The sequence below is a fragment of the Brachybacterium sp. SYSU DS0246 genome (genome assembly GCF_059391765.1).
The window spans coordinates 82,646-100,565 of the sequence record NZ_JBZXYT010000011.1; the positions used below are offsets into that span (position 1 = coordinate 82,646).

Consider the following 17,920-nt stretch of genomic DNA (forward strand, 5'->3'; position numbering starts at 1 on the left):
CGGTCTCGGATGATCAGGCCGGATCCGGCGGGTCCGGCGACGTGGCGTCCTCGGCGGACGCCTCCGTGCCGGACGGCGGGTCGGAGAGGTAGAGCAGGTACTCCTGCAGCACGGTCCCGGAGGTGAAGAACCCGTCGGTGTACAGCTCGAGGCTCGGCAGCGCGGTCTCGACCTGGAGCCGCCGCAGCATGCCGGCAAGGTCGTGACGCTCGGCCGGATCGGCCAGGAGCATGGAGACCAGCAGCGAGCCGAGACCGGCCTGGACCATGAAGCGGGCGCGGGCGCGCTCGTCGCGGCTGGGCTTGGCGACCCCGTCGGCGACCGCCTCGGCGACATAGGACTCGGCGTCCTCGATCATGTGGTCGACGAAGATCCGGCCGAAGTCCCCGCCGTCGAGCAGCGAGTGCATCATGTATCCGATCAGGACGGCCTGGTCCTCCTGAGCGGGCAGGGCTGACATCAGGGTGCCGCGCCGGGTGGCGCGGATGTTCTCCGTCTTCACCTCCCGGATCCACTCCAGGACGAATTCGTCGCAGGCCTCGCGCAGTCCGTTCTTGGATCCGAAGCGCTTCATGAGCAGGGCGGCGCTGACGCCGGCGTCCGCGGCGATCGTGCGCAGCGTGGCGCCGAAGCCGTCGTGGGCGAACCGCTCGATCGCGGCACGGACGACGGGATCCGCTGTCGGCAGCATCGCGATCCCCTTCCGGTCCATCCTGCGGCGTGAACAGCTGTTCACCGTGGCGCTGTCAGCGTAAACGGCCGTTCACCCCGGACGCAAGAGTATTCTCACTCCGGCCCGCACGCGCCGTGTTTTCGGACCGCCCGCCTCCGTGGCGCCCAGGGGAGACGCGCACGTGCACCCGGACCGATCGATCCGGTGCGACATGGCATCCGGCGTCGAGGAGGGCGATACTCCGGAGATATGCGGTCCATTCGTTCCTCTCGTCCCGCCGTGGGCTGCGACTCCGTGGCCGGCGTCGCCGTGGCCCTCGCGGCCGGGTGCTATGCGGCCAATGTCGCCCTCGGCCTGTCGGTGGCGTCCCGGCTGGTCGACACCTCGAACGCCCGGTGGATCCACCACGGCCTGTTCATCGCCACCGCGACCAGCACCGGGGTCGCGCTCGCGCTCTCCGGCATCCGGGGCGAGGCGTCGGCGCTCCCCCTGGCGGCGACGGCGGTCCCCCTGGGGCTGCTGCAGCGGCACGGGTCCCGGCCACTGGCCCGGCATACCCGCACGGCTATGCTCGCAGCGCCCGGCTACGTCATCGCTCTCGTCCTGGCCCGGAGGTGACCATGGAATTCCTCGACGCCGTCTTCTCCCGCCGCACCACCAACGGCCCGCTGCGCCCGGACCCCGTCAGCCCCGAGCACCAGCAGCTGCTGATCCGGGCCGCCGCGGCCGCGCCCTCCCAGTTCAACAGCCAGCCGTGGCGGTTCGTGCTGATCGAGGACCCCGGCACGATCGCAGAGGTGGCCCGGATCAGCGGGGAGAGCATGACGCAGGTGATGAGCGAGGGCACGTTCTTCCACCGCTATCGCAGGTACTTTCGGTTCAGCCAGAAGGAGATGGACCAGACCCGCAGCGGGATGCTGTTCGACCGTCTGCCCGCGCTGCTGCGGCCGTTCACCGGGCAGGTCTTCACCGATTCGGGCCAGAAGCTGATGAACCGCCTGCGGGTTCCGCAGAAGCTGGGCGAGGACAACCGGAAGCTGGTGGCCGGATCACCGCTGCTGGTGGGTGTGATGCTGGAGCGCCAGGAGTACCGTCCCGAGCAGCTCTCGGGGTTCTACTCGGTCTTCAGCATGGGCGCGGCGATGGAGAACCTGTGGCTGACCACGACGCAGCTGGGCATGGGTATCCAGTTCGTCTCCTTCCCCATGGAGGTGCCGGAGAACTGGCAGCGGATCGTGGAGATGCTGCGGGTTCCCGATGATCTCGAACTGATGGCCGTCTACCGGCTCGGCTACCTGCCCGAGAGGCAGCACCGGCCGGCGATCGACTGGTCCAGCCGGGAGCGGAAGCTGCCCTCCCAGTTCGTCTTCCGCGAGACCTGCGAGAGACCGCAGACGGGCTGGGACGAGGACTCGCGGCCGGGGGTGTGAGGCCGGCGGGCTCGGCCGGGGATGTGAGCGATGTGAGCGTGCGGAGCGACCGCGTCACGGATGGCCCGGGCTGCGGCCTCCTGGCCTCACACGAATGCGCTGGTCCCCGTCACGCTCCGGCCGACGATGAGGGACTGCATGGTGTCGGTGCCCTCGTAGGTGTGCAGTGCTTCGATGTCGGCCTTGTGCCTCGCCACGCGGTTCTCCAGCAGGATCCCGGAGCCGCCGAGGAGGTCCCGGGCATCCGCGGCGATCTCCCGGGCGGCACGGGTGTTGTGCACCTTGGCCAGCGATGCCTGCTCGGGGCGCACGGCTCCGGCGGATTCGAGGTCAGCCAGCCGGGTGCAGTACAGCTGCATCGACGTCAGCGTCGCCAGCATGGTCGACAGGCGCACCTGGATGTGCTGGGACTTCGCGAGCGGGCGCCCGAACTGGATGCGGGTGCGCGCATGCTCGAGGGCGGACTCGTAGCAGGCAGTCGCGTGCCCGAGCGCGCCCCAGGCCACGCCGGCGCGGGTCGCGAACAGCACTGTCGAGGTGTCCTTGAACGAGCGCGCACCCGGCAGGCGCGCCTCCAGCGGAACTCGCACCCCGTCGAGGGTGATGTGGGCCTGGTGGATGGCGCGCAGGGCGACCTTGCCGCGGATCAACTCGGCCTCGTAGCCGGGCAGGTGCTGCTCGACGAGGAAGCCGCTGACCTGGCCGTGGAGTGCGTCGTCGGCCGGGTCGTCGATGCGTGCCCACACCACGGTGAGGTGGCCACCGGCACCGTTGCCGATCCAGCGCTTCTCGCCGGTGAGCACCCATTGGTCGCCGTCCCGTCGTGCCACGGTCTCCAGCGAGACGGAGTCGGAGCCGTGGTCGGGCTCGGTCAGGGCGAAGCCGGCGTACTCGCGACCGGTGACGATCGGTTCGACCCAGCGCTGCTTCTGCTCGTCGGACCCGAGCAGCACGATCGAGCGCAGCGCGAGCCCGCCCTGGACGCCGACCATGGTGCCCAGCGAGCCGTCGATGCGGGAGAGCTCCATGTTGACCAGGCCGGTGGCGAGCGGGGAGAGCTTCCGGTGGCCGGGGACATCGAGGCCGTCGGTCAGGAGGTCGAGTTCGCCGAGGCGGCCGATCAGCTCGACGGGGTACTCGCCGCGATCCCACCAGTCGTTGATCCGCGGCAGCACGTCGGCGGCGAGGGAGCGCGCGGTGCGCCACGCCTCGAGGTCCTCCCCTGCCACGTCCTGGAACAGGCCGAAGTGATCGGCCTGGAGGGGCAGCAGCTCGGCGGGTTCGGCCGCGTCGGCATCGGGCGCGGAGATCACGGCGTGATCGGTGGCGACGGAGTCGGAGGTCGGCTGGTCGGCCTCGGCGCCGAGGTCGCCGCCGAGGGAGATGGGGCGGTCGGCCGGGGGTCGTGCGTCCCACGGGGACGGGTCCGTGCCCGGTGGCGGGAGCGGCGCCGGGACGGGGTCGGGGTTCGGACCGGGCCCCGGGTCCGGCATCGGTCCGGGATCGGGCGTGGAGTTGCTGGTCATCAGGACATCCTCTCGATGATGAGGGCCATTCCCTGGCCGCCGCCGACGCACAGGGTGGCCAGGCCGAACTGTCCGTCGCGCTCGCGCAGACCGTTCAGCACAGTGGTGGTCATGCGCGCCCCGGTGGAGCCCCAGGGGTGGCCCAGGGCGATCGCGCCGCCGTGGACGTTGAGCCTGTCGTGGTCGATCCCGAGATCCTCGGCCGACGGGATGACCTGCGCGGCGAAGGCCTCGTTCAGCTCGACCAGGTCGATGTCGCCGATGCTCATCCCGGCGTGGGCGAGGGCGCGGCGTGTGGAGTCCACCGGTCCCAGGCCCATGATCTCGGGACTGAGGCCGGAGACGCCCGTGGCCACGATCCGGGCGAGCGGGGTCAGTCCGAGCTCGCGGGCGTAGTCCTCGGACATCACCACCAGCGCGGCGGCGCCGTCGGAGAGGGGGCAGCAGTTGCCGGCGGTGACGGTGCCGCCGGGCCGGAACACCGGGTCGAGGCCGGCGACCTTCTCGAGCGTGGTGCCGGGGCGCGGGGAGTCGTCGGCCTCGACCGTGCTGCCGTCGGGCAGCGTGACCGGGGTGATGTCGCGGGCGAAGAAGCCGGAGGCGATGGCGGCCTCGGCGCGCTGCTGGGAGCGGACGCCGTACTCGTCCTGGGCCTGGCGGGAGATGCCGCGCAGCTCGGCGACGTTCTCGGCGGTTTGGCCCATGAGGATGTAGGGGTCCGGCAGCTCTCCGTCCTCCCGCGGGTCGTGCCACGGGGCGGGGATCTCGCGGGCGGCTCGCTTCTCGGTGCGCTCCCAGGCGGGCTGGAACATCGGATCGCGCACGTCGTCCTCGACCAGCTTGCCGGTGCCGAAGGACAGCGATTCGACGCCTGCGGAGATCACGGCGCGCGCCTCCCCGGCGCGGATGGCGTGGAAGGCGGTGCGGGTGGTCTCGATCGAGGAGGCGCAGAAACGGCTCACCGTCGCACCGGGCACCGCATCCAGTCCGAGGCGGGTGGCGACCACGCGGGCGAGATTGCCGCCCTGGTAGCCCTCCGGGATGGCGCAGCCCAGCTGCAGGTCGTCGATGGTCGTCGGGTCCAGGTCCGGTACCTGGTCGAGGGCCGCTCGGACCATCTGGGATGCGAGCTCGTCCGGGCGGACGTCCTGCAGCGACCCCTTGCGGGCGCGCCCGATCGGTGAGCGGGCGGCGGCGACGATGACGGCCTCGGGCACGTGGTTCTCCTTCGACGACGGTGTCTGCGGGCGGTGCGGACGACGGCGCTGATCGAGGGGATCCGGTCGCGTCCGGCTGTTCCTGATACTACGGGTTGCAGTTACTTGGTGGGAAGTCCGGGCGGACGCCGCCGCACCATGCGGTCGGACCCTTGCCCTCGCCCCGGGATTCCGACAACAGTGGGATACGACACACCCCCAGCCCGCGGTGTGCTCGCAGGGCGTGCCCGCCACGGCCGTCCGGGGTGCGCCCGGGACCGCTCGTGAAGGAGGCCAGCAGCCATGACCGAACATCGCCCGCCGGCAGGAGACCCGTCGCAGGCCGCGCTGACGGATCGTCAGGGCCACCCCGTCTACGACAACCAGAACATGCGCACCGTGGGCGCGCGCGGTCCGGCGACCATGGAGAACTACCAGTTCCTCGAGAAGATGAGCCACTTCGATCGCGAGCGCGTGCCGGAGCGGGTCGTCCACGCCCGCGGCGCCACCGCGTACGGCTACTTCGAGTCCTACGGGAGGTGGGGCGAGGAGCCGATCTCGAACTTCACCCGCGCGAAGGTGTTCCAGGGCGAGGGCAAGCGCACCGACCTGGCCATCCGCTTCTCCACCGTCGCCGGCGGGCGCGACTCCTCGGAGCTGGCCCGGGATCCGCGCGGATTCGCGATCAAGTTCTACACCGAGGACGGCAACTGGGACCTCGTCGGCAACAACCTCGGCGTCTTCTTCATCCGCGATGCGATCAAGTTCCCCGATTTCATCCACACCCAGAAGCCGGACCCGGTCACCAACCAGGCGTCGGTCCCCAACCGTGCCTTCGACTTCTTCAGCCAGTCGCCCGAGTCGCTGCACATGGTCACGGTGCTGTTCAGTCCGCGCGGCATCCCGGCGAGCTACCGCACGCAGCAGGGCTTCGGCGTGAACACCTACAAGTGGATCAACGCCGACGGGCAGACGGTGCTGGTGAAGTACCACTGGATCCCCACGCTCGGCGTCTCCTCGCTGACGGCCGAGGACGCCAGCAAGATCCAGGCCCAGGAGCTCGGGTACCACACCAAGGACCTGTACGACGCGATCGAGCGCGGCGACTACCCCGAGTGGGAGCTGCGGGTGCAGATGATGTCCGACGACGAGCACCCCGAGCTCGACTTCGACCCGCTGGATGACACCAAGGTCTGGCCGGAGGAGCTGTTCGAGCCCAAACCCGTCGGCCGCATGGTGCTCAACCGCGTCCCCGACAACTTCTTCGCCGAGAGCGAGCAGATCTCCTTCGGCACCGGCGTGCTGGTGGACGGCCTGGACTTCTCCGACGACAAGATGCTGATCGGCCGGACGTTCTCCTATTCCGACACCCAGCGCCACCGGGTGGGGCCGAACTACCTGCAGCTGCCGGTGAACCAGCCGAAGGTGCGGGTCGCGACCAATCAGCGCGACGGCCAGATGACATACCACGTGGACACCGATCCGGTGCAGAACACGAGCGTCAACTACGAGCCCTCGGTGACCGGTGGCCTGCGGGAGACGGAGCGGAGCCCGGGGTACCACGCCAGCGTCGGCCCGGAGGTCTCCGGGCGCCTGACGCGCTCTCCGATCCCGCGCACCAACGACTACAAGCAGGCCGGCGAGCGGTTCCATCTGCAGGAGGACTGGGAGAAGGAGGACCTGATCGCCAACCTGGTGGGCGCACTCTTTCAGTGCGACCGCCACATCCAGGAGCGGATGGTCTGGCACTTCTACCTGGCCGACGACGAGTACGGTCGCCGGGTGGGCGATGGCCTGGGCATCACCGTGGACGACGTCAAGGATCTCGAGCCGCTGGTGACCCAGACCCTCACCGACGAGGAGCAGGAGCGGCTGCGCAACCTCGGCCACAACGGGCCGCGCGACGTCGAGGGGCTGACCATGACCCACTGCGTGCCCAACAAGCGCATGGAGGTCGATGAGTCGACCATGATGATGTGAGGCTGCAGGGGGCCTGTCGCGATGAGGCCCGACGTGTCGAGGCCCGACGCGACGGGCCGGCGCGACGGGCCGTCGTGATGGGCCAACGCCGTGGGCCGTCGCCATGGGCCATCGTGATGGGCCCGCGTGTCGGGCCGTCGTGGTGGCGCCCCGATGCGAGGCAGACTTCAGGTATGCCCACCGCGCCGGCCCCGGACCCCCGCTTCTCGATCGATATTCCACGCCCGCAGGACGCCCCGGCTCTCGCGCGGGTGCATGTCCGCGGCTGGCAGGTCGCCTACGGGCACCTGCTGGAGGGCGAGAAGTTCTTCGGCCGGCCGGCCATAGACCGCCGCACCGCGCAGTGGCGGACGTGGCTCACCCCGGGCACGCCCGCCCACGCGCAGGGCATCTACCGGGTCGGGCGCGACGGCGCGGGCCTGCCCGTGGGCCTCGCGGCGAGCTGGCCCTCTCGGGATCCGGAGCCGGTCCGCGAGCGCGAGCTCTCGCTGCTGTACATCGAGCAGGCCTGGTTCGGCAGCGGGCTGGGTCGAGCCCTGGCCGAGTCCGTCATCGGCGAGGGGCCGGCGAGCGTCTGGGTCGCCGAGGACAATCCTCGCGCCCGCCGGTTCTACGAGAAGCTCGGCTTCGCCGCCGACGGGGCCGCCCACGTCGAGGAGCACCTGGGGAACCTGAGGGACATCCGCATGGTGCGGTGAGGGACTGGCCCGTGGTGACGGCCGAGGCGGCGGGGCCCGCTGCGCCGGTCACCGCAGGGCCGGGGCCTCTGACCACAGGTGGGTCCCGGTGCACTGGCCCGGGGCGTGGTCGACTACTGGCGGCTCAGCGGGTGCCGTGGCTATATGCGCATCCGCTCCCGCTATGTCGCAAGTAGTCGTCGCCGCCCCTCAGGACGCGTCGTACTCCACGCTCACGTGGTGGACCTGGCCTCCCCAGCCGTCCTCGGGGAACGCGTCGGAGACCCGCAGGTAGACGTCCTTGTCCTCGCCCTCGAGGTACGGGGTGAGGTCGAGGGTGTGCTCGGCCCGGTTGGAGGCGTCCCGGATCTGCTCGTCCTCGCTCAGCGCACGCGTCCAGTTTTCGCCGTCCGGGCCCAGGTCGACCAGGTACTGGTTGCTGATCGTCAGCGTGAGCTGGGCCGACGTGGTGCTCGCGGGGAACGGGAAGCGATAGATGAAGTAGCTGTCCCCGTCGGCGAACCGGCCGGGTTCGATCGTCACGCCGGAACCGCCGGCATCCCACAGCCACGGCGCGTCGTCGATGGTGCCGGCCTCGAAATCGATGGTGCGGGCCACCACGATGCCGGTCCGGGCGGTGAACTCGAGCCCGGCGGGGGCCGTGGCGGTCACGGAGACCGTGTGGCTGCCGTCGGGAGCGCCCGACGGGACGTTCACGGTCACGGGGACCACGGCGCTCACCGGGTGCCCGTCCCGCGCGCTCTTCGGCACGTCCAGCGTGACCCGCTCGTCGGTCTCCAGCTCCCAGCCGTCCGGCCCCTGCGCCTCCAGGCGCACGTGCACCCGCCGTGCGTGCGCTGAGGTGATCGCGACGTTGAGGTCGAGCTGGATCTGCGTGGGCTCGCCGTCGGGCATCACCACAGGAGCCTGGGCGAGGGAGGCGGACAGCGACCGGTCCACGCCGTCCTCGGGGAGGTCGGCGATCAGGGCGCTGAGGGCACTGGCCTGGGTGCGCCAGTCGAAGACGTTCGGGGACTCCTCGGTGCTGGCCCCCGCCCAGCGCACACCGAGCTGGTCGGCGATGTTGCGGTCCTGCTCCCAGATCGTGGCGGCCTGGGTGGCGACCACGTCGCGGTACCGGGCATCGCCCGTGGTGTCGGCGAGGTCCATCAGGTAGCGCAGGAAGATGCCCTTGAACTGCTTGTGGTTGTCGTTCGTGATCTCCCCCAGCACGTCGGTCCACTCGGTGAGGATCCCGTCGGTGACCAGAGCGCCTTCGGCGAGCGCCGAGTCCGCGAAGTAGCGGGCCTTCTCCAGCAGGTCCGGGTCGTCGGTGGCGCGCCACAGTTCGAGCGCGGCGCCGATCGCGAGGCCCTGGTTGTAGGTGTAGATGCGGTCGCCGTTGTTCTCGCAGGCGTCGGTCAGGCCGTCATTGAGCAGGCCGTCCTCGTTGATCATGCCGCTGCCGAGGTACCAGTCCCACGCCGCCCGGGAGCGCTCCAGCCACGTGGTATCCCCGGGGATGCGGTTGTGCAGCTCGGCCGTCAGGCGGATCCACTGGCCGTTGGTGACGGCGTTCTTGTAGGTGCGCTCCTCGTTCCACCAGATGCCCCCGCCGCAGGTGCTGGGGTCCCAGAAATCGTTCATGAAGTCGCCGATGGTCACGGCCATGTCGAGGTACTTCTGGTTCCCCGTGAGGTCGTACGTGGTGATCCAGGTCAGCGCCCACCAGCAGGAATCGTCGATGGCGCGGCTGGTGAAGTTCCCGTAGAGCTCGTCGCCGGAGAGCTCGCCGGCAGGGAACGGGCCCTTGTTCCTCTCGAAGGTGTGGTCGAGGTGATCCAGGTAGCGCCGGTCCCCGGTGCGCAGCATGTAGTCGCCGATGGTCTGGAGCGCGACGGCCGAGTTCCACCAGCTCGAGGGGAACCATGCCTTGTGCTGGTCGTAGTCGCGCATCAGCACGTCGGCGGCGACGCGGGCGCGGGCCAGGGCCTCCGAGCTCTCCGTCCGCGGGCCGGCCGGTGGTGCCGCGTGGGCGGCAGAGGCGAGGCCGAGGGCGGGCAGCGAGGCTGCCGTGAGGGTGACGAGGGTGCGGCGTGACATCTTCATCGATGAACTTCCGATCATGGTGCTCGGTCAGGGAACATCCTGCTCGTGCCGTGAGCGTTCACAGACGCCGTACAGCGTGGCACCAGGGCGGTGAGACGTCAATCACGTCGCGCAGCGCCGGGCTGTCTCAGCATCCTGTCTGCGAGTCCTGCGGGTCGCTGCGCACGTGCAGAGGTCGGCCGTCGTCGACGCTGATGACGAGGTTGCCGCTTCCCGTGGCGTCGCCCGGTCCGAAGAACATGACCGTGCCCGTGCGCGACTCGCCGTCGGTGAGGGCCTTGCCGGGCACGAGCAGCGGGTGCGCCAGGATCTCCAGGCCCGGGTCGGCGCCGTGGGCTGCGAACGGCCCTGCCATGCGCTGGACGAGGAGTTCGGAGGCCGGCTCCCAGCTGCCCTCGCCCTCGTAGGCGACGGTCAGCTCGATGATGAAGTACTCCCGGCACTTGGCCGGGCCCTTCCAGCCCGGATCGATGTCGGGAGAATCCGCTGTGACGCTCTCTGCCCGGTTGACGCTGACGCTGACCTCGCCGCCTTCTGCCGTGGCCCACACCAGCGAGTCCTGCCCGATGCGGGCGGGGTCGAACCGGGTGCCGCGGGGAGCGTGGTCGCCGACCACGGTGCCGGGAGGGCGGCTGTCACCCACCGCCGGATCGGCGCGAACGGCGAGCGCCGCGATGACGACACCGCCGGCCAGCAGCAGCGCGAGCACCACGACCGCGGCGACGACGAACGGCCGCCGTCTGCTGCCCGCGTGCGCCATTGAGGGCCCCTCCACGTCATTCGAGTGTTCCGTGACTACGGCAGGCTAGCCTGCCCGGCCGTCATCCGACGTGGGAATGCCAACCGTCGTGCTCGTGGTCGTACGCCGCGGCTCCCACCGGTCCGTCACCGAGGTCCGTCCGTGGGTGGACGGCTCCGCTCCTGCCGGCGGACGCGGGGCCTCCCCGGCCATCACCAGAGTGGAGGCATGAAGAACGCGACCATCGCCACCAGCCGAACCCGTGCCGCCGACCATGAGTTCATCGAGTATCGGCCCCTGCCCGCGGCCTGGGGTGACCTCGAGGCCCTCCGCAGCGTCCGAGCCGCCAAGGCCCGCGCCGGGGAGTTCCGGCCGATCCGGACCGCGCGGCCGCTCGGAGATCCCCGCGGGCCGAAGGCCGCCCATCGGGGCCGGCGACGAACGTCCTAGGATCAGGGGCACGACATAGTAGTCCGCCGCGCGGCCTCAGCGGGCGCCGGCGGCCTCTGAGACGAAGGTCGAGGACATGAACGAAGATCCCGCTGGGCGCCTGGCGGGCGAGCGTCACGACTATCTGGCCGGATCGCTGGCCGATGATGCTCCCTCGGATCCGCTGGCGCTGTTCGACATCTGGATGGACGAGGCCTTCGCCCGGCGCGATGAGCAGGGCGACCTGACCGACCCGTCGGCCGTGGTGCTCTCGACCGTGGCGATGGATGCGATGGGCCGCCCCCGCCCCCGGTCGCGGACCGTGCTGCTGAAGGGACACGACGGCGAGGGGTTCGTGCTGTATACGAACCTGACCTCCCCCAAGGTCACCGAGCTGGACGCGGCGCCGCATGCCGCCCTGCTGCTGCCCTGGTACCCCATGCAGCGACAGGTGCGGATCGAAGGGGCCGTCAGCCACCTCTCCGACGCGGAGTCCGACGCGTACTGGGCGCAGCGTCCGCGAGGCGCGCAGCTCGGCGCGTGGGCGTCCCACCAATCACGGCCCATCGCCTCGCGTGCCGCTCTCGATGCGCAGTACGACGAGGTCGAGGCCCGCTTCGAGGGCCATGAGGTCTCTCGCCCGCCGTTCTGGGGTGGCCTGCGGGTGCTCGCGGAGCGGATGGAGTTCTGGCAGGGGCGGGAGAACCGCTTCCACGACCGGATCGCGTACGACCGCGCGGCCGACGGCGCCTGGCAGCGTCACCGTCTGCAGCCGTGAACGCGCAGCAGAACAGCGCTCGACAGCCCCGGTGGTATCAGCCCAGGTGACGCAGGAATCGCTGGGGCGACTCCAGGAAACTGCGCCACGTGCGCACGAGATCCAGGTCGTCGTAGGTGGCGGCTCGGATGCCCCAGGGGCCCAGTTCGTACAGATCAGCGCCGGGCAGGGCGGCAAGGACCGGTGAGTGCGTGGACAGGATGATCTGCGCTCCGCCGGCGACGAGGTCGCGCAACAGTCCCAGCAGCGCCAGGCATCCGCTGAGGGACAGCGCGGATTCGGGTTCGTCCAGCAGCCAGAGCCCGCCGATACGTGACCGCTCCGAGACGATCTCCAGGAACGATTCGCCGTGGCTGCGCTCGTGCATCACGCCGCCCACACCGATCTCCTCGTAGTAGGTGAACAGAGAATGCATGGTCTCGGCGCGCAGGAAGAACCCCTTCTTGGACGCACCCGCACCGCGCACCAGCTGCAGGTGGTCGGCCAGCGGGGACTCGGTCGCGCGCGTGGAGTGCATGGCTCCGGTGCCGCCGCCTTCGACATTGAGCCCGTAGGCGCCGGCGATCGCCTCGACCACGGTGGACTTGCCGGCGCCGTTGCCCCCGGTCAGCACCGTGATCCGGCCGAACTCCAGTCCCTGGGTCAGCAGCTGTTCCACCGGCGGCAGGGTCGCGGGCCACTCACCCATGTCCGCCGGGGAGAGGGCGTGCATGCGTACTGCACGCAGCGGGAGCACGGGATCGACCATCTCCCCAGCATGCAGGAGCGCGCCGACACCTCGCGCGGCGGAGCGAGCTGACGTCGACGTGCGGTGACGCCCCGGCGACCAGTTATCGAACACCTGTGGACGGCTCGGGTGACGGCCTCCCGAGCCCCCGTCGGCCGCCCTACCGTGGTCTTATGCAGACCGAGATCACTCCCCCACCCACCGGCCTCACCCGCGACGCCGGGTGGGAGCTCGGTGTCCGCCGCACTCTCTCCGCCCCGCTCGAGGACGTCTGGCGCCGGCTGCTGGCCGAGTGGCTGCCGCAGTGGCTGGGCGTCGAGAACGTCCCGCAGATGGTCGGCGCCCCCATGCGTCACGACGGTCAGACCCGCGGCCGGGTGGTGGGCTGCCACGTGGGCCGACGGGTGCGCGTGCGCTGGACGCCGCCGACCCTCGATCACGAGACCGTCTTCCAGGTGACCCTGCTGGAGGCCTCGGGCGGCACCACGGTCGCCATCCATCAGGAGCGCCTGCTGGGCGCGGCCGAACGGCAGGGGCTGCTCGAGCACTGGACGACGATCCTGGACGAGCTCGTCGCGGCCATCGACCGCGAGACCGCCGTCAACCACGACCTGCCGAACTGAGGGCCTCGCCGGCAGCATGCCCCGGCACGGGGCGCCGCCGACGGACCGCGGCCGATCGGCAACCGGGTCCGTGGTGCGCCGCGGGCTCAGCCGTCCTCGGGCTCGTGGGTCAGTTCCCCTTCGCCCGCGGGGATCGACGCGTGCTCGCGGAGCGTCTCGATCCGGGCGACGTCGATGTCGACGCCGCCCTCGATGCCGGAGACCTCGCCGTCGAAGCGCAGCTGCCACACGGACCAGTCCGCCCGGTCTGGTCTGCCGGTCTCCGAGAACAGCCAGTCGGGCCGCGAATCCGTCACCGGCAGTCCGTAGTGCTCACGCCACTCGGAGGAGGAGTAGATGACCAGACGACGACCCCACTCCTCCTCGACGGCGGCGGTGAAGGCGTCGATCTCGGCCTGCGCGTCGGCCGCCTCGGGCCGCTGCTGGCAGGCGCCGTCGAACTCGAGGTCGAGCGCGGGCGGCAGCGCACTGTCATCCGGTGGTGCGGCGGCCAGGAAGTCCGCGGCCTGGTCGGCCCCCGGTGAGCACAGCGTGAAGTAGTGGTACGCGCCGGGGGTGATTCCTGCGGCACGGGCTCCGTCCCAGTTCTCGGCGAACCGGGAGTCCGTGAAGCCGGTGCCCTCGGTGGCCTTGATGTAGGCGAATCCGTACCCGTCGGCGGCGACCTGGCTCCAGTCGATCTCCCGCTGATGTGCGGAGACGTCCAGGCCCATGATCTCGTCCTCGGCGAGCTCGACCCCGTCGGGCAGCTGGGCACGCGCCGGCGCGTCGGGCGGGGTCACGGGTGCGGTCATAGCGGCGTCGTCGGCCTGGAAGGGTTCCGGTTCGGTGGCTGCTCCGCCCCCTCCGCGCAGAGCGCCGATGAGGACGGCGGTGCACCCGCCGAGGACGAGCACCAGGCACAGCACCAGCCCGCCCGCGACGAGCTGGCGACGTCGGACCTGCTCGCGAGTGAATCGGGGCACGATGCGGACCTTACCTGAGCAGAGGTGCGCAGGCCGGTAAGGGAGCCGGGCACAGCGGGCGGACACGGCTCAGCGGACGCACACCGCTCAGCGCGCGGACACGGCTCAGCGCGCGAACAGGGTCGCGAAGGCGCGGAGCAGCTTCGGGGGTTCGTCGGCCTCGACGCTCTCGAGCGCGGCGAAGATGTCCTCCATCTCGTCGGGCGAGAAGTACCCATGGTCGCGATAGGCACGGGCGCGGTCGATGATCGAGGGGATGTCGAGCTCGGGGTGGAACTGGGTGGCGTACTGGCGGGTGCCGACACGGAACATCTGCACGGGCGAGGCGTTGCCGGTGGCCAGCAGCGTCGCGTGATCCGGAAGCGTATGGACGGCTTCCTTGTGCCCGACGAGCCCGACGAAGGACTCGGCGAGTCCTGCCTCCTGGATCAGCGGATCCTGGCGGCCATCGGCCGTGAGCGTCACGTCGATGGCCCCGAGCGGTTCCCCGTAGGTGCGGTCGATGACAGCGCCCTGGTGCGTGCCGAGGGTGCCGATTCCGTAGCAGGCGCCGAAGAAGGGGATGTCCTCGGCGATGACCTGGTCCAGCACCCGGAAGATCTCCTTCTCGGCGCGCTTCTCGGCCTCGGACTTGGTCTGCTCCGGATCGGAGGCGGTGAAGGGGCTGCCGCCGAGGATGATCCCGGAGATGTCCGCTGCCGCCAGCTCGGGGTACGGGTCACGGTCCAGTCGCGCCCAGATCAGATCACCTTCGTCCAGCCCGGTGAAGGAGAGGACGGACTCCTTCTCGGTGTAGGCGACGTCGTCCTCGGGGCGGGTGGCGATCAGCACGAACGGTTTCACGGAAGAATGTTAGCCGCCGGGGCTGTACGGGTCGGCCGGTTGCGCCGGCGCGATATGTCCCCAGGTGCAGGCTCGGTGTGCGCCCCGCCTCCGCTCTCGCGCTCGCTTTTCGTCCTCCTCGTCCTCGTCCTCGTCCTCACAGGAGATGGTCATGACCGGTCCCTCCAGGATCGACCGTGCCACTGACGCCCCCGACCCGCCTCCGCTGATCGCTGGATACCCGTTGCCGCCTCTCCTGGCCGACAATGAGGAGCCGGGCGTCGTCGCCTGGCGCTCCGGACTGCCCGGCATCGTCGACGAGGTGCTCGATGAATGGTCGCTGTCGGTCTCGACGCCCTTCTCCCCCGGTGGGTCGGCGGCGTGGGTGGCACCGGTGCGCGACGGCCATGGCGCGGAGCTGGTGCTGAAGGTGGCGTGGGCCCACGAGGAGGCGCGCGACGAGGCCCCAGGGATGGCCCTGTGGCAGGGACGCGGCGCAGCAGAGGTGGTGCACAGTGAGCGCCGCGGAGAGACATCGCTGCTGCTCATGGAGCGCATTCGGCCTGGTATCCCACTCGCGGAACTGCTGACCTGGCCGGAGCGCGACGAGGTGGTCGCGAATCTCCTGCGACGCATGTGGGAGTCGCCGAGTGTCATCGCTTCCCCGTCCGACGCAGCGCAGTTCCGGCCGCTGGCCCACATGTGTGCGTGGTGGGCGGACAGCGCCCAGCAGCGCGCCGACGACGGGATCTCACCTCTGCCCCACGATCTTGTCGACCATGGACTGGCGCTGTTCCGTGAGCTGCCTCGGCAGTGGGGCGGTGAGCCCGTGCTTCTGGCTACCGACCTGCACCCGTCGAACGTTCTGGCGCGAGGAGAGGGCAGGCAACGGCAGTGGGTGCTGATCGATCCCAAGCCATATGTCGGTGACCCGCACTACGACGTCCTCCAGCACATGCTCAATGACCCGCAGCGCCTCACCTCTCAGCCCGGTGAGTTCGCCGATCGCATGTCTGATCTGGCCGGGCTGGATCCGCAGCGGACGCGCCGCTGGCTGTTCGCGCGATGCGTGCAGGAAGCGGGCGTGATGAACGGGGCGGCCGAGGTGGCACTCCGGTTGGCGGCCGACGGGGTGTAGTCCGATCGGGCCGCAGCCAGGCGAGATCGACGCCGCCGCGCGACTCATCGTTCGGCACTTTCTCGTCGGTCCCGAGGTGATCGGCGCTCTCCTCGCTCCTGTCGGTTAGCTCGGTCCTGCCGGGCACGACGTCCGCGTGGTTTCCGCCGCTTCCGAGGTGCCGGCCGTTCAGGATCGAACAGCCCGGCGCGATGGAGGGCTTCATAGGCTGCGGTGACATCGCCCGGAGACGGCTGTGACCGCTGGTTGCCGGATGCTGTGGGACCGGAACCTCGGTCGGCAGGAACTGTGTTGCCGCTCTTGGCCCCATGGCCTCTCTCGGCCCCATTGCCGCTCTTGGCCCCATGGCCTCTCTCGGCCCCATTGCCGCTCTTGGCCCCATTGCCGCTCTTGGCCCCACTGCCACCCTCAGCATTGTCGCCACCATCTTCACCGTCCCCGCCGTCCCCGTCGGCCCCGTCGGCCCCGTCGGCCCCGTCGGCCCCGTCGGCCCCGTCGGCCCCGTCGGCCCCGTCGGCCCCGTCGGCCCCGTCGGCCCGGACAGTAGGAGAAACCGGCAGTGATTGCAGCGGGGCGAGAGGACTGGGCGTGGTGGTGCGGCTGGTGCCGGCCAGGCCGGTCCAGGTCACACGGTGGCCCGGGCGCTCCGGATCGGCGGTTCGCACCACGGAGCGGGTGTCGTGCTCCTTCTGGTTGCAGTGCGCGCACACGTCCTGACCGTTGTCGATACTGGTGGGCCCGCCCTCGGCATGCGGGGTGATGTGGTCCCGCTGTCGCGCGGCGGCATTGCAGAACGGCCCCCGGCAGGACGTATCGCGCCAGCTGAGGAACCGGCGCATCGCAGGTGGGAACTCGCGCGCCCTGGATTCGACGCCGACCAGCTCCCCGGAGGTGGGGTGGGTGTAGAGCCGGCGGATGACAGCGCGCAGGGCGGGCCCGTCCGGTCCCAGCGGGTCCCTGTCGGTGCTCGCGGTATCGGGCGGCTCCTGGCCGGGGCCGGCGAGATCAGCAGGGTCGCGGGGTTCGGCGAGAGCGGCCCGGAGCTGAGCCCGGACGGCTTCGGCGGGCACCGGTCCGTACCCCTCGATCTGGGCGGCGTCGCCGCAATCCGAGGTGAACAGGGCGCGGTCGGTGATCATCACCCCCACGTCGAGGGTCACCGGCTCCATGCCGCCCTCACGGCGCAGCAGAGTCTCGGTGAAGGCGTCGGCCATCAGGGTGCTGTGGTTCTCGCCGGGGCTGAGGGTGCCGTCGGCTTCGGCGCGGCGCCGCTCCGCCTCCAGCGAGAGCCGCTTGTGGACCAGGCGGGCATCGATCGCAGGCAGTCGCGCACTCACAGTCGCCATCCCGTGCTCGCCCGGGGTGAACGTCACGCAGCGTTCCTTGCGGGCCTTGGTGTGGCGGTACGTCGTCCCATCGGGGTCGATGTGCTCGGCCACGGCGGCCACCTCCCGGCGCCATTGACGCACCCCGGCCCCGTCCAGGTCCGGCAGGCGTTCGCCGAGGATGGCATCGACGGTCTTGCGCTGATCCTCGTCGATGGGCGACATCGCGTCCGCCGTGGCATAGGCGACCTGAGCGGTGACCTTGCCCGATCCCATCGCGGAGAGCATCTCGGGCATCGAGGCCACCATGCGTCGCGCCGCCGAGAACGTCCTGCCGGCAGTTGCAGGGGACCGCCGGGTCATCAACGACAGGTCCCGGCGCGTGGCCGCATCGGACTGGCGATTGATGCGCTCCATCGGAGGCAGCATTGCATCCTCGTGCGCCGTGCTGTCGCGGGCGGCGGCGATCAGATCCCGTGTGGTCGCCTTGCCGAGGGCGACGACGGTGCGCGCCTCCAGAGCATCCAGGGCGCTGCGTGCCTCCTGGATCGTGGCGAGGAGGTTGGTGAACACCGCTCGCTCCTGGGTACCGACCTCGAACAGCCGACGCGGATCGGTGGCGATCGATTCGAGGATGAAGCCGTCATCGGCCAGCAGTTCCGCAAGACCCGCCAGACCAGCGGCGCGCACAGCAGCCACCGACCGTGGCGGGCCCGGGGGCTGCTGCGCGGTCGGGCCCTCTCCCGGAGGTGGTGACTGCTGTGATGTGGACATAGCTCCATC

Annotated in this window: 17 protein-coding genes; 8 read left to right on the forward strand and 9 right to left on the reverse strand. The window is 70.5% G+C overall.

Going from position 1 to position 17,920, the window contains the following annotated elements; translation table 11 throughout:
- Positions 1–13 precede the first annotated feature (13 nt).
- Positions 14–691 carry a TetR/AcrR family transcriptional regulator gene (locus AC5020_RS07390; RefSeq protein WP_464987781.1) on the reverse strand — a complete coding sequence of 226 codons (678 nt, stop codon included), beginning with the start codon at positions 689–691 and terminating at the stop codon, positions 14–16.
- 231 nt (positions 692–922) lie between these two features.
- Between AC5020_RS07390 and AC5020_RS07395 the strand changes: the two genes are divergently transcribed.
- Positions 923–1,291 carry a hypothetical protein gene (locus AC5020_RS07395; RefSeq protein WP_464987782.1) on the forward strand — a complete coding sequence of 123 codons (369 nt, stop codon included), beginning with the start codon at positions 923–925 and terminating at the stop codon, positions 1,289–1,291.
- Between the two features lie 2 nt (positions 1,292–1,293).
- Positions 1,294–2,103 (forward strand): nitroreductase family protein, encoded by an 810-nt coding sequence (locus AC5020_RS07400; RefSeq protein WP_464987783.1) that lies wholly within the window; start codon positions 1,294–1,296, stop codon positions 2,101–2,103.
- Between the two features lie 86 nt (positions 2,104–2,189).
- On the opposite strand, the gene AC5020_RS07405 is transcribed toward AC5020_RS07400, so the two are convergent.
- The gene (locus AC5020_RS07405; RefSeq protein ID WP_464987784.1) at positions 2,190–3,629 is read right to left on the reverse strand and encodes an acyl-CoA dehydrogenase family protein; all 1,440 of its coding nucleotides are present in this window, start codon (positions 3,627–3,629) and stop codon (positions 2,190–2,192) included.
- Positions 3,629–4,846, reverse strand: coding sequence for an acetyl-CoA C-acetyltransferase (locus AC5020_RS07410; RefSeq protein WP_464987785.1), 1,218 nt, complete (start codon positions 4,844–4,846; stop codon positions 3,629–3,631). The genes AC5020_RS07405 and AC5020_RS07410 overlap by 1 nt, the downstream gene beginning before the upstream one ends.
- A gap of 282 nt (positions 4,847–5,128) precedes the next feature.
- Here AC5020_RS07410 and AC5020_RS07415 point away from each other — a divergent pair, with 282 nt between their 5' ends.
- Both AC5020_RS07415 and AC5020_RS07420 read left to right on the forward strand, forming a co-directional pair.
- Positions 5,129–6,805 carry a catalase gene (locus tag AC5020_RS07415; protein WP_464987786.1) on the forward strand — a complete coding sequence of 559 codons (1,677 nt, stop codon included), beginning with the start codon at positions 5,129–5,131 and terminating at the stop codon, positions 6,803–6,805.
- 173 nt (positions 6,806–6,978) lie between these two features.
- The gene (locus AC5020_RS07420; RefSeq protein ID WP_464987787.1) at positions 6,979–7,503 is read left to right on the forward strand and encodes a GNAT family N-acetyltransferase; all 525 of its coding nucleotides are present in this window, start codon (positions 6,979–6,981) and stop codon (positions 7,501–7,503) included.
- 189 nt (positions 7,504–7,692) lie between these two features.
- On the opposite strand, the gene AC5020_RS07425 is transcribed toward AC5020_RS07420, so the two are convergent.
- On the reverse strand, positions 7,693–9,591 hold the full coding sequence (locus AC5020_RS07425; RefSeq protein ID WP_464987788.1) for a glycoside hydrolase family 76 protein: 1,899 nt from the start codon (positions 9,589–9,591) through the stop codon (positions 7,693–7,695).
- A 127-nt stretch (positions 9,592–9,718) separates the two neighbouring features.
- Positions 9,719–10,351, reverse strand: a complete 633-nt coding sequence (locus AC5020_RS07430; RefSeq protein WP_464987789.1) for a hypothetical protein — start codon at positions 10,349–10,351, stop codon at positions 9,719–9,721.
- Between the two features lie 207 nt (positions 10,352–10,558).
- Between AC5020_RS07430 and AC5020_RS07435 the strand changes: the two genes are divergently transcribed.
- Both AC5020_RS07435 and pdxH read left to right on the forward strand, forming a co-directional pair.
- A complete protein-coding gene (locus AC5020_RS07435; RefSeq protein ID WP_377020165.1) occupies positions 10,559–10,780 on the forward strand; it encodes a hypothetical protein in 222 nt (73 codons plus the stop codon).
- A gap of 76 nt (positions 10,781–10,856) precedes the next feature.
- The gene (pdxH, locus tag AC5020_RS07440; RefSeq protein WP_464987790.1) at positions 10,857–11,537 is read left to right on the forward strand and encodes a pyridoxamine 5'-phosphate oxidase; all 681 of its coding nucleotides are present in this window, start codon (positions 10,857–10,859) and stop codon (positions 11,535–11,537) included.
- Positions 11,538–11,574: 37 nt separating this feature from the next.
- On the opposite strand, the gene AC5020_RS07445 is transcribed toward pdxH, so the two are convergent.
- The gene (locus AC5020_RS07445; RefSeq protein ID WP_464987791.1) at positions 11,575–12,285 is read right to left on the reverse strand and encodes an AAA family ATPase; all 711 of its coding nucleotides are present in this window, start codon (positions 12,283–12,285) and stop codon (positions 11,575–11,577) included.
- A 152-nt stretch (positions 12,286–12,437) separates the two neighbouring features.
- On the opposite strand from AC5020_RS07445, the gene AC5020_RS07450 reads away from it, so the two are divergent.
- Positions 12,438–12,887: an SRPBCC family protein gene (locus AC5020_RS07450; RefSeq protein ID WP_377020162.1), complete on the forward strand. Its 450-nt coding sequence runs from the start codon at positions 12,438–12,440 to the stop codon at positions 12,885–12,887.
- A gap of 86 nt (positions 12,888–12,973) precedes the next feature.
- Here AC5020_RS07450 and AC5020_RS07455 read toward each other — a convergent pair whose 3' ends face one another.
- Both AC5020_RS07455 and AC5020_RS07460 read right to left on the reverse strand, forming a co-directional pair.
- Positions 12,974–13,852 carry a GH25 family lysozyme gene (locus AC5020_RS07455; protein ID WP_464987792.1) on the reverse strand — a complete coding sequence of 293 codons (879 nt, stop codon included), beginning with the start codon at positions 13,850–13,852 and terminating at the stop codon, positions 12,974–12,976.
- 105 nt (positions 13,853–13,957) lie between these two features.
- A complete protein-coding gene (locus AC5020_RS07460) occupies positions 13,958–14,695 on the reverse strand; it encodes a glutamine amidotransferase (protein WP_464987793.1) in 738 nt (245 codons plus the stop codon).
- Between the two features lie 151 nt (positions 14,696–14,846).
- On the opposite strand from AC5020_RS07460, the gene AC5020_RS07465 reads away from it, so the two are divergent.
- Positions 14,847–15,812: an aminoglycoside phosphotransferase family protein gene (locus tag AC5020_RS07465; RefSeq protein WP_377803585.1), complete on the forward strand. Its 966-nt coding sequence runs from the start codon at positions 14,847–14,849 to the stop codon at positions 15,810–15,812.
- Between the two features lie 44 nt (positions 15,813–15,856).
- On the opposite strand, the gene AC5020_RS07470 is transcribed toward AC5020_RS07465, so the two are convergent.
- Positions 15,857–17,827: an HNH endonuclease gene (locus AC5020_RS07470; RefSeq protein ID WP_464987794.1), complete on the reverse strand. Its 1,971-nt coding sequence runs from the start codon at positions 17,825–17,827 to the stop codon at positions 15,857–15,859.
- Positions 17,828–17,920: the final 93 nt, after the last annotated feature.

Excerpts from the sequence above, each read along its gene's own strand:
- pdxH (WP_464987790.1), top strand. The coding sequence starts at position 10,857 with ATGAACGAAGATCCCGCTGGGCGCCTGGCGGGCGAGCGTCACGACTAT.
- AC5020_RS07400 (WP_464987783.1), top strand. The coding sequence starts at position 1,294 with ATGGAATTCCTCGACGCCGTCTTCTCCCGCCGCACCACCAACGGCCCG.
- AC5020_RS07445 (WP_464987791.1), bottom strand. The coding sequence starts at position 12,285 with ATGGTCGATCCCGTGCTCCCGCTGCGTGCAGTACGCATGCACGCCCTC.
- AC5020_RS07430 (WP_464987789.1), bottom strand. The coding sequence starts at position 10,351 with ATGGCGCACGCGGGCAGCAGACGGCGGCCGTTCGTCGTCGCCGCGGTC.
- AC5020_RS07465 (WP_377803585.1), top strand. The coding sequence starts at position 14,847 with ATGACCGGTCCCTCCAGGATCGACCGTGCCACTGACGCCCCCGACCCG.
- AC5020_RS07390 (WP_464987781.1), bottom strand. The coding sequence starts at position 691 with ATGCTGCCGACAGCGGATCCCGTCGTCCGTGCCGCGATCGAGCGGTTC.
- AC5020_RS07405 (WP_464987784.1), bottom strand. The coding sequence starts at position 3,629 with ATGACCAGCAACTCCACGCCCGATCCCGGACCGATGCCGGACCCGGGG.
- AC5020_RS07450 (WP_377020162.1), top strand. The coding sequence starts at position 12,438 with ATGCAGACCGAGATCACTCCCCCACCCACCGGCCTCACCCGCGACGCC.
- AC5020_RS07435 (WP_377020165.1), top strand. The coding sequence starts at position 10,559 with ATGAAGAACGCGACCATCGCCACCAGCCGAACCCGTGCCGCCGACCAT.
- AC5020_RS07425 (WP_464987788.1), bottom strand. The coding sequence starts at position 9,591 with ATGAAGATGTCACGCCGCACCCTCGTCACCCTCACGGCAGCCTCGCTG.
- AC5020_RS07395 (WP_464987782.1), top strand. The coding sequence starts at position 923 with ATGCGGTCCATTCGTTCCTCTCGTCCCGCCGTGGGCTGCGACTCCGTG.
- AC5020_RS07415 (WP_464987786.1), top strand. The coding sequence starts at position 5,129 with ATGACCGAACATCGCCCGCCGGCAGGAGACCCGTCGCAGGCCGCGCTG.
- AC5020_RS07420 (WP_464987787.1), top strand. The coding sequence starts at position 6,979 with ATGCCCACCGCGCCGGCCCCGGACCCCCGCTTCTCGATCGATATTCCA.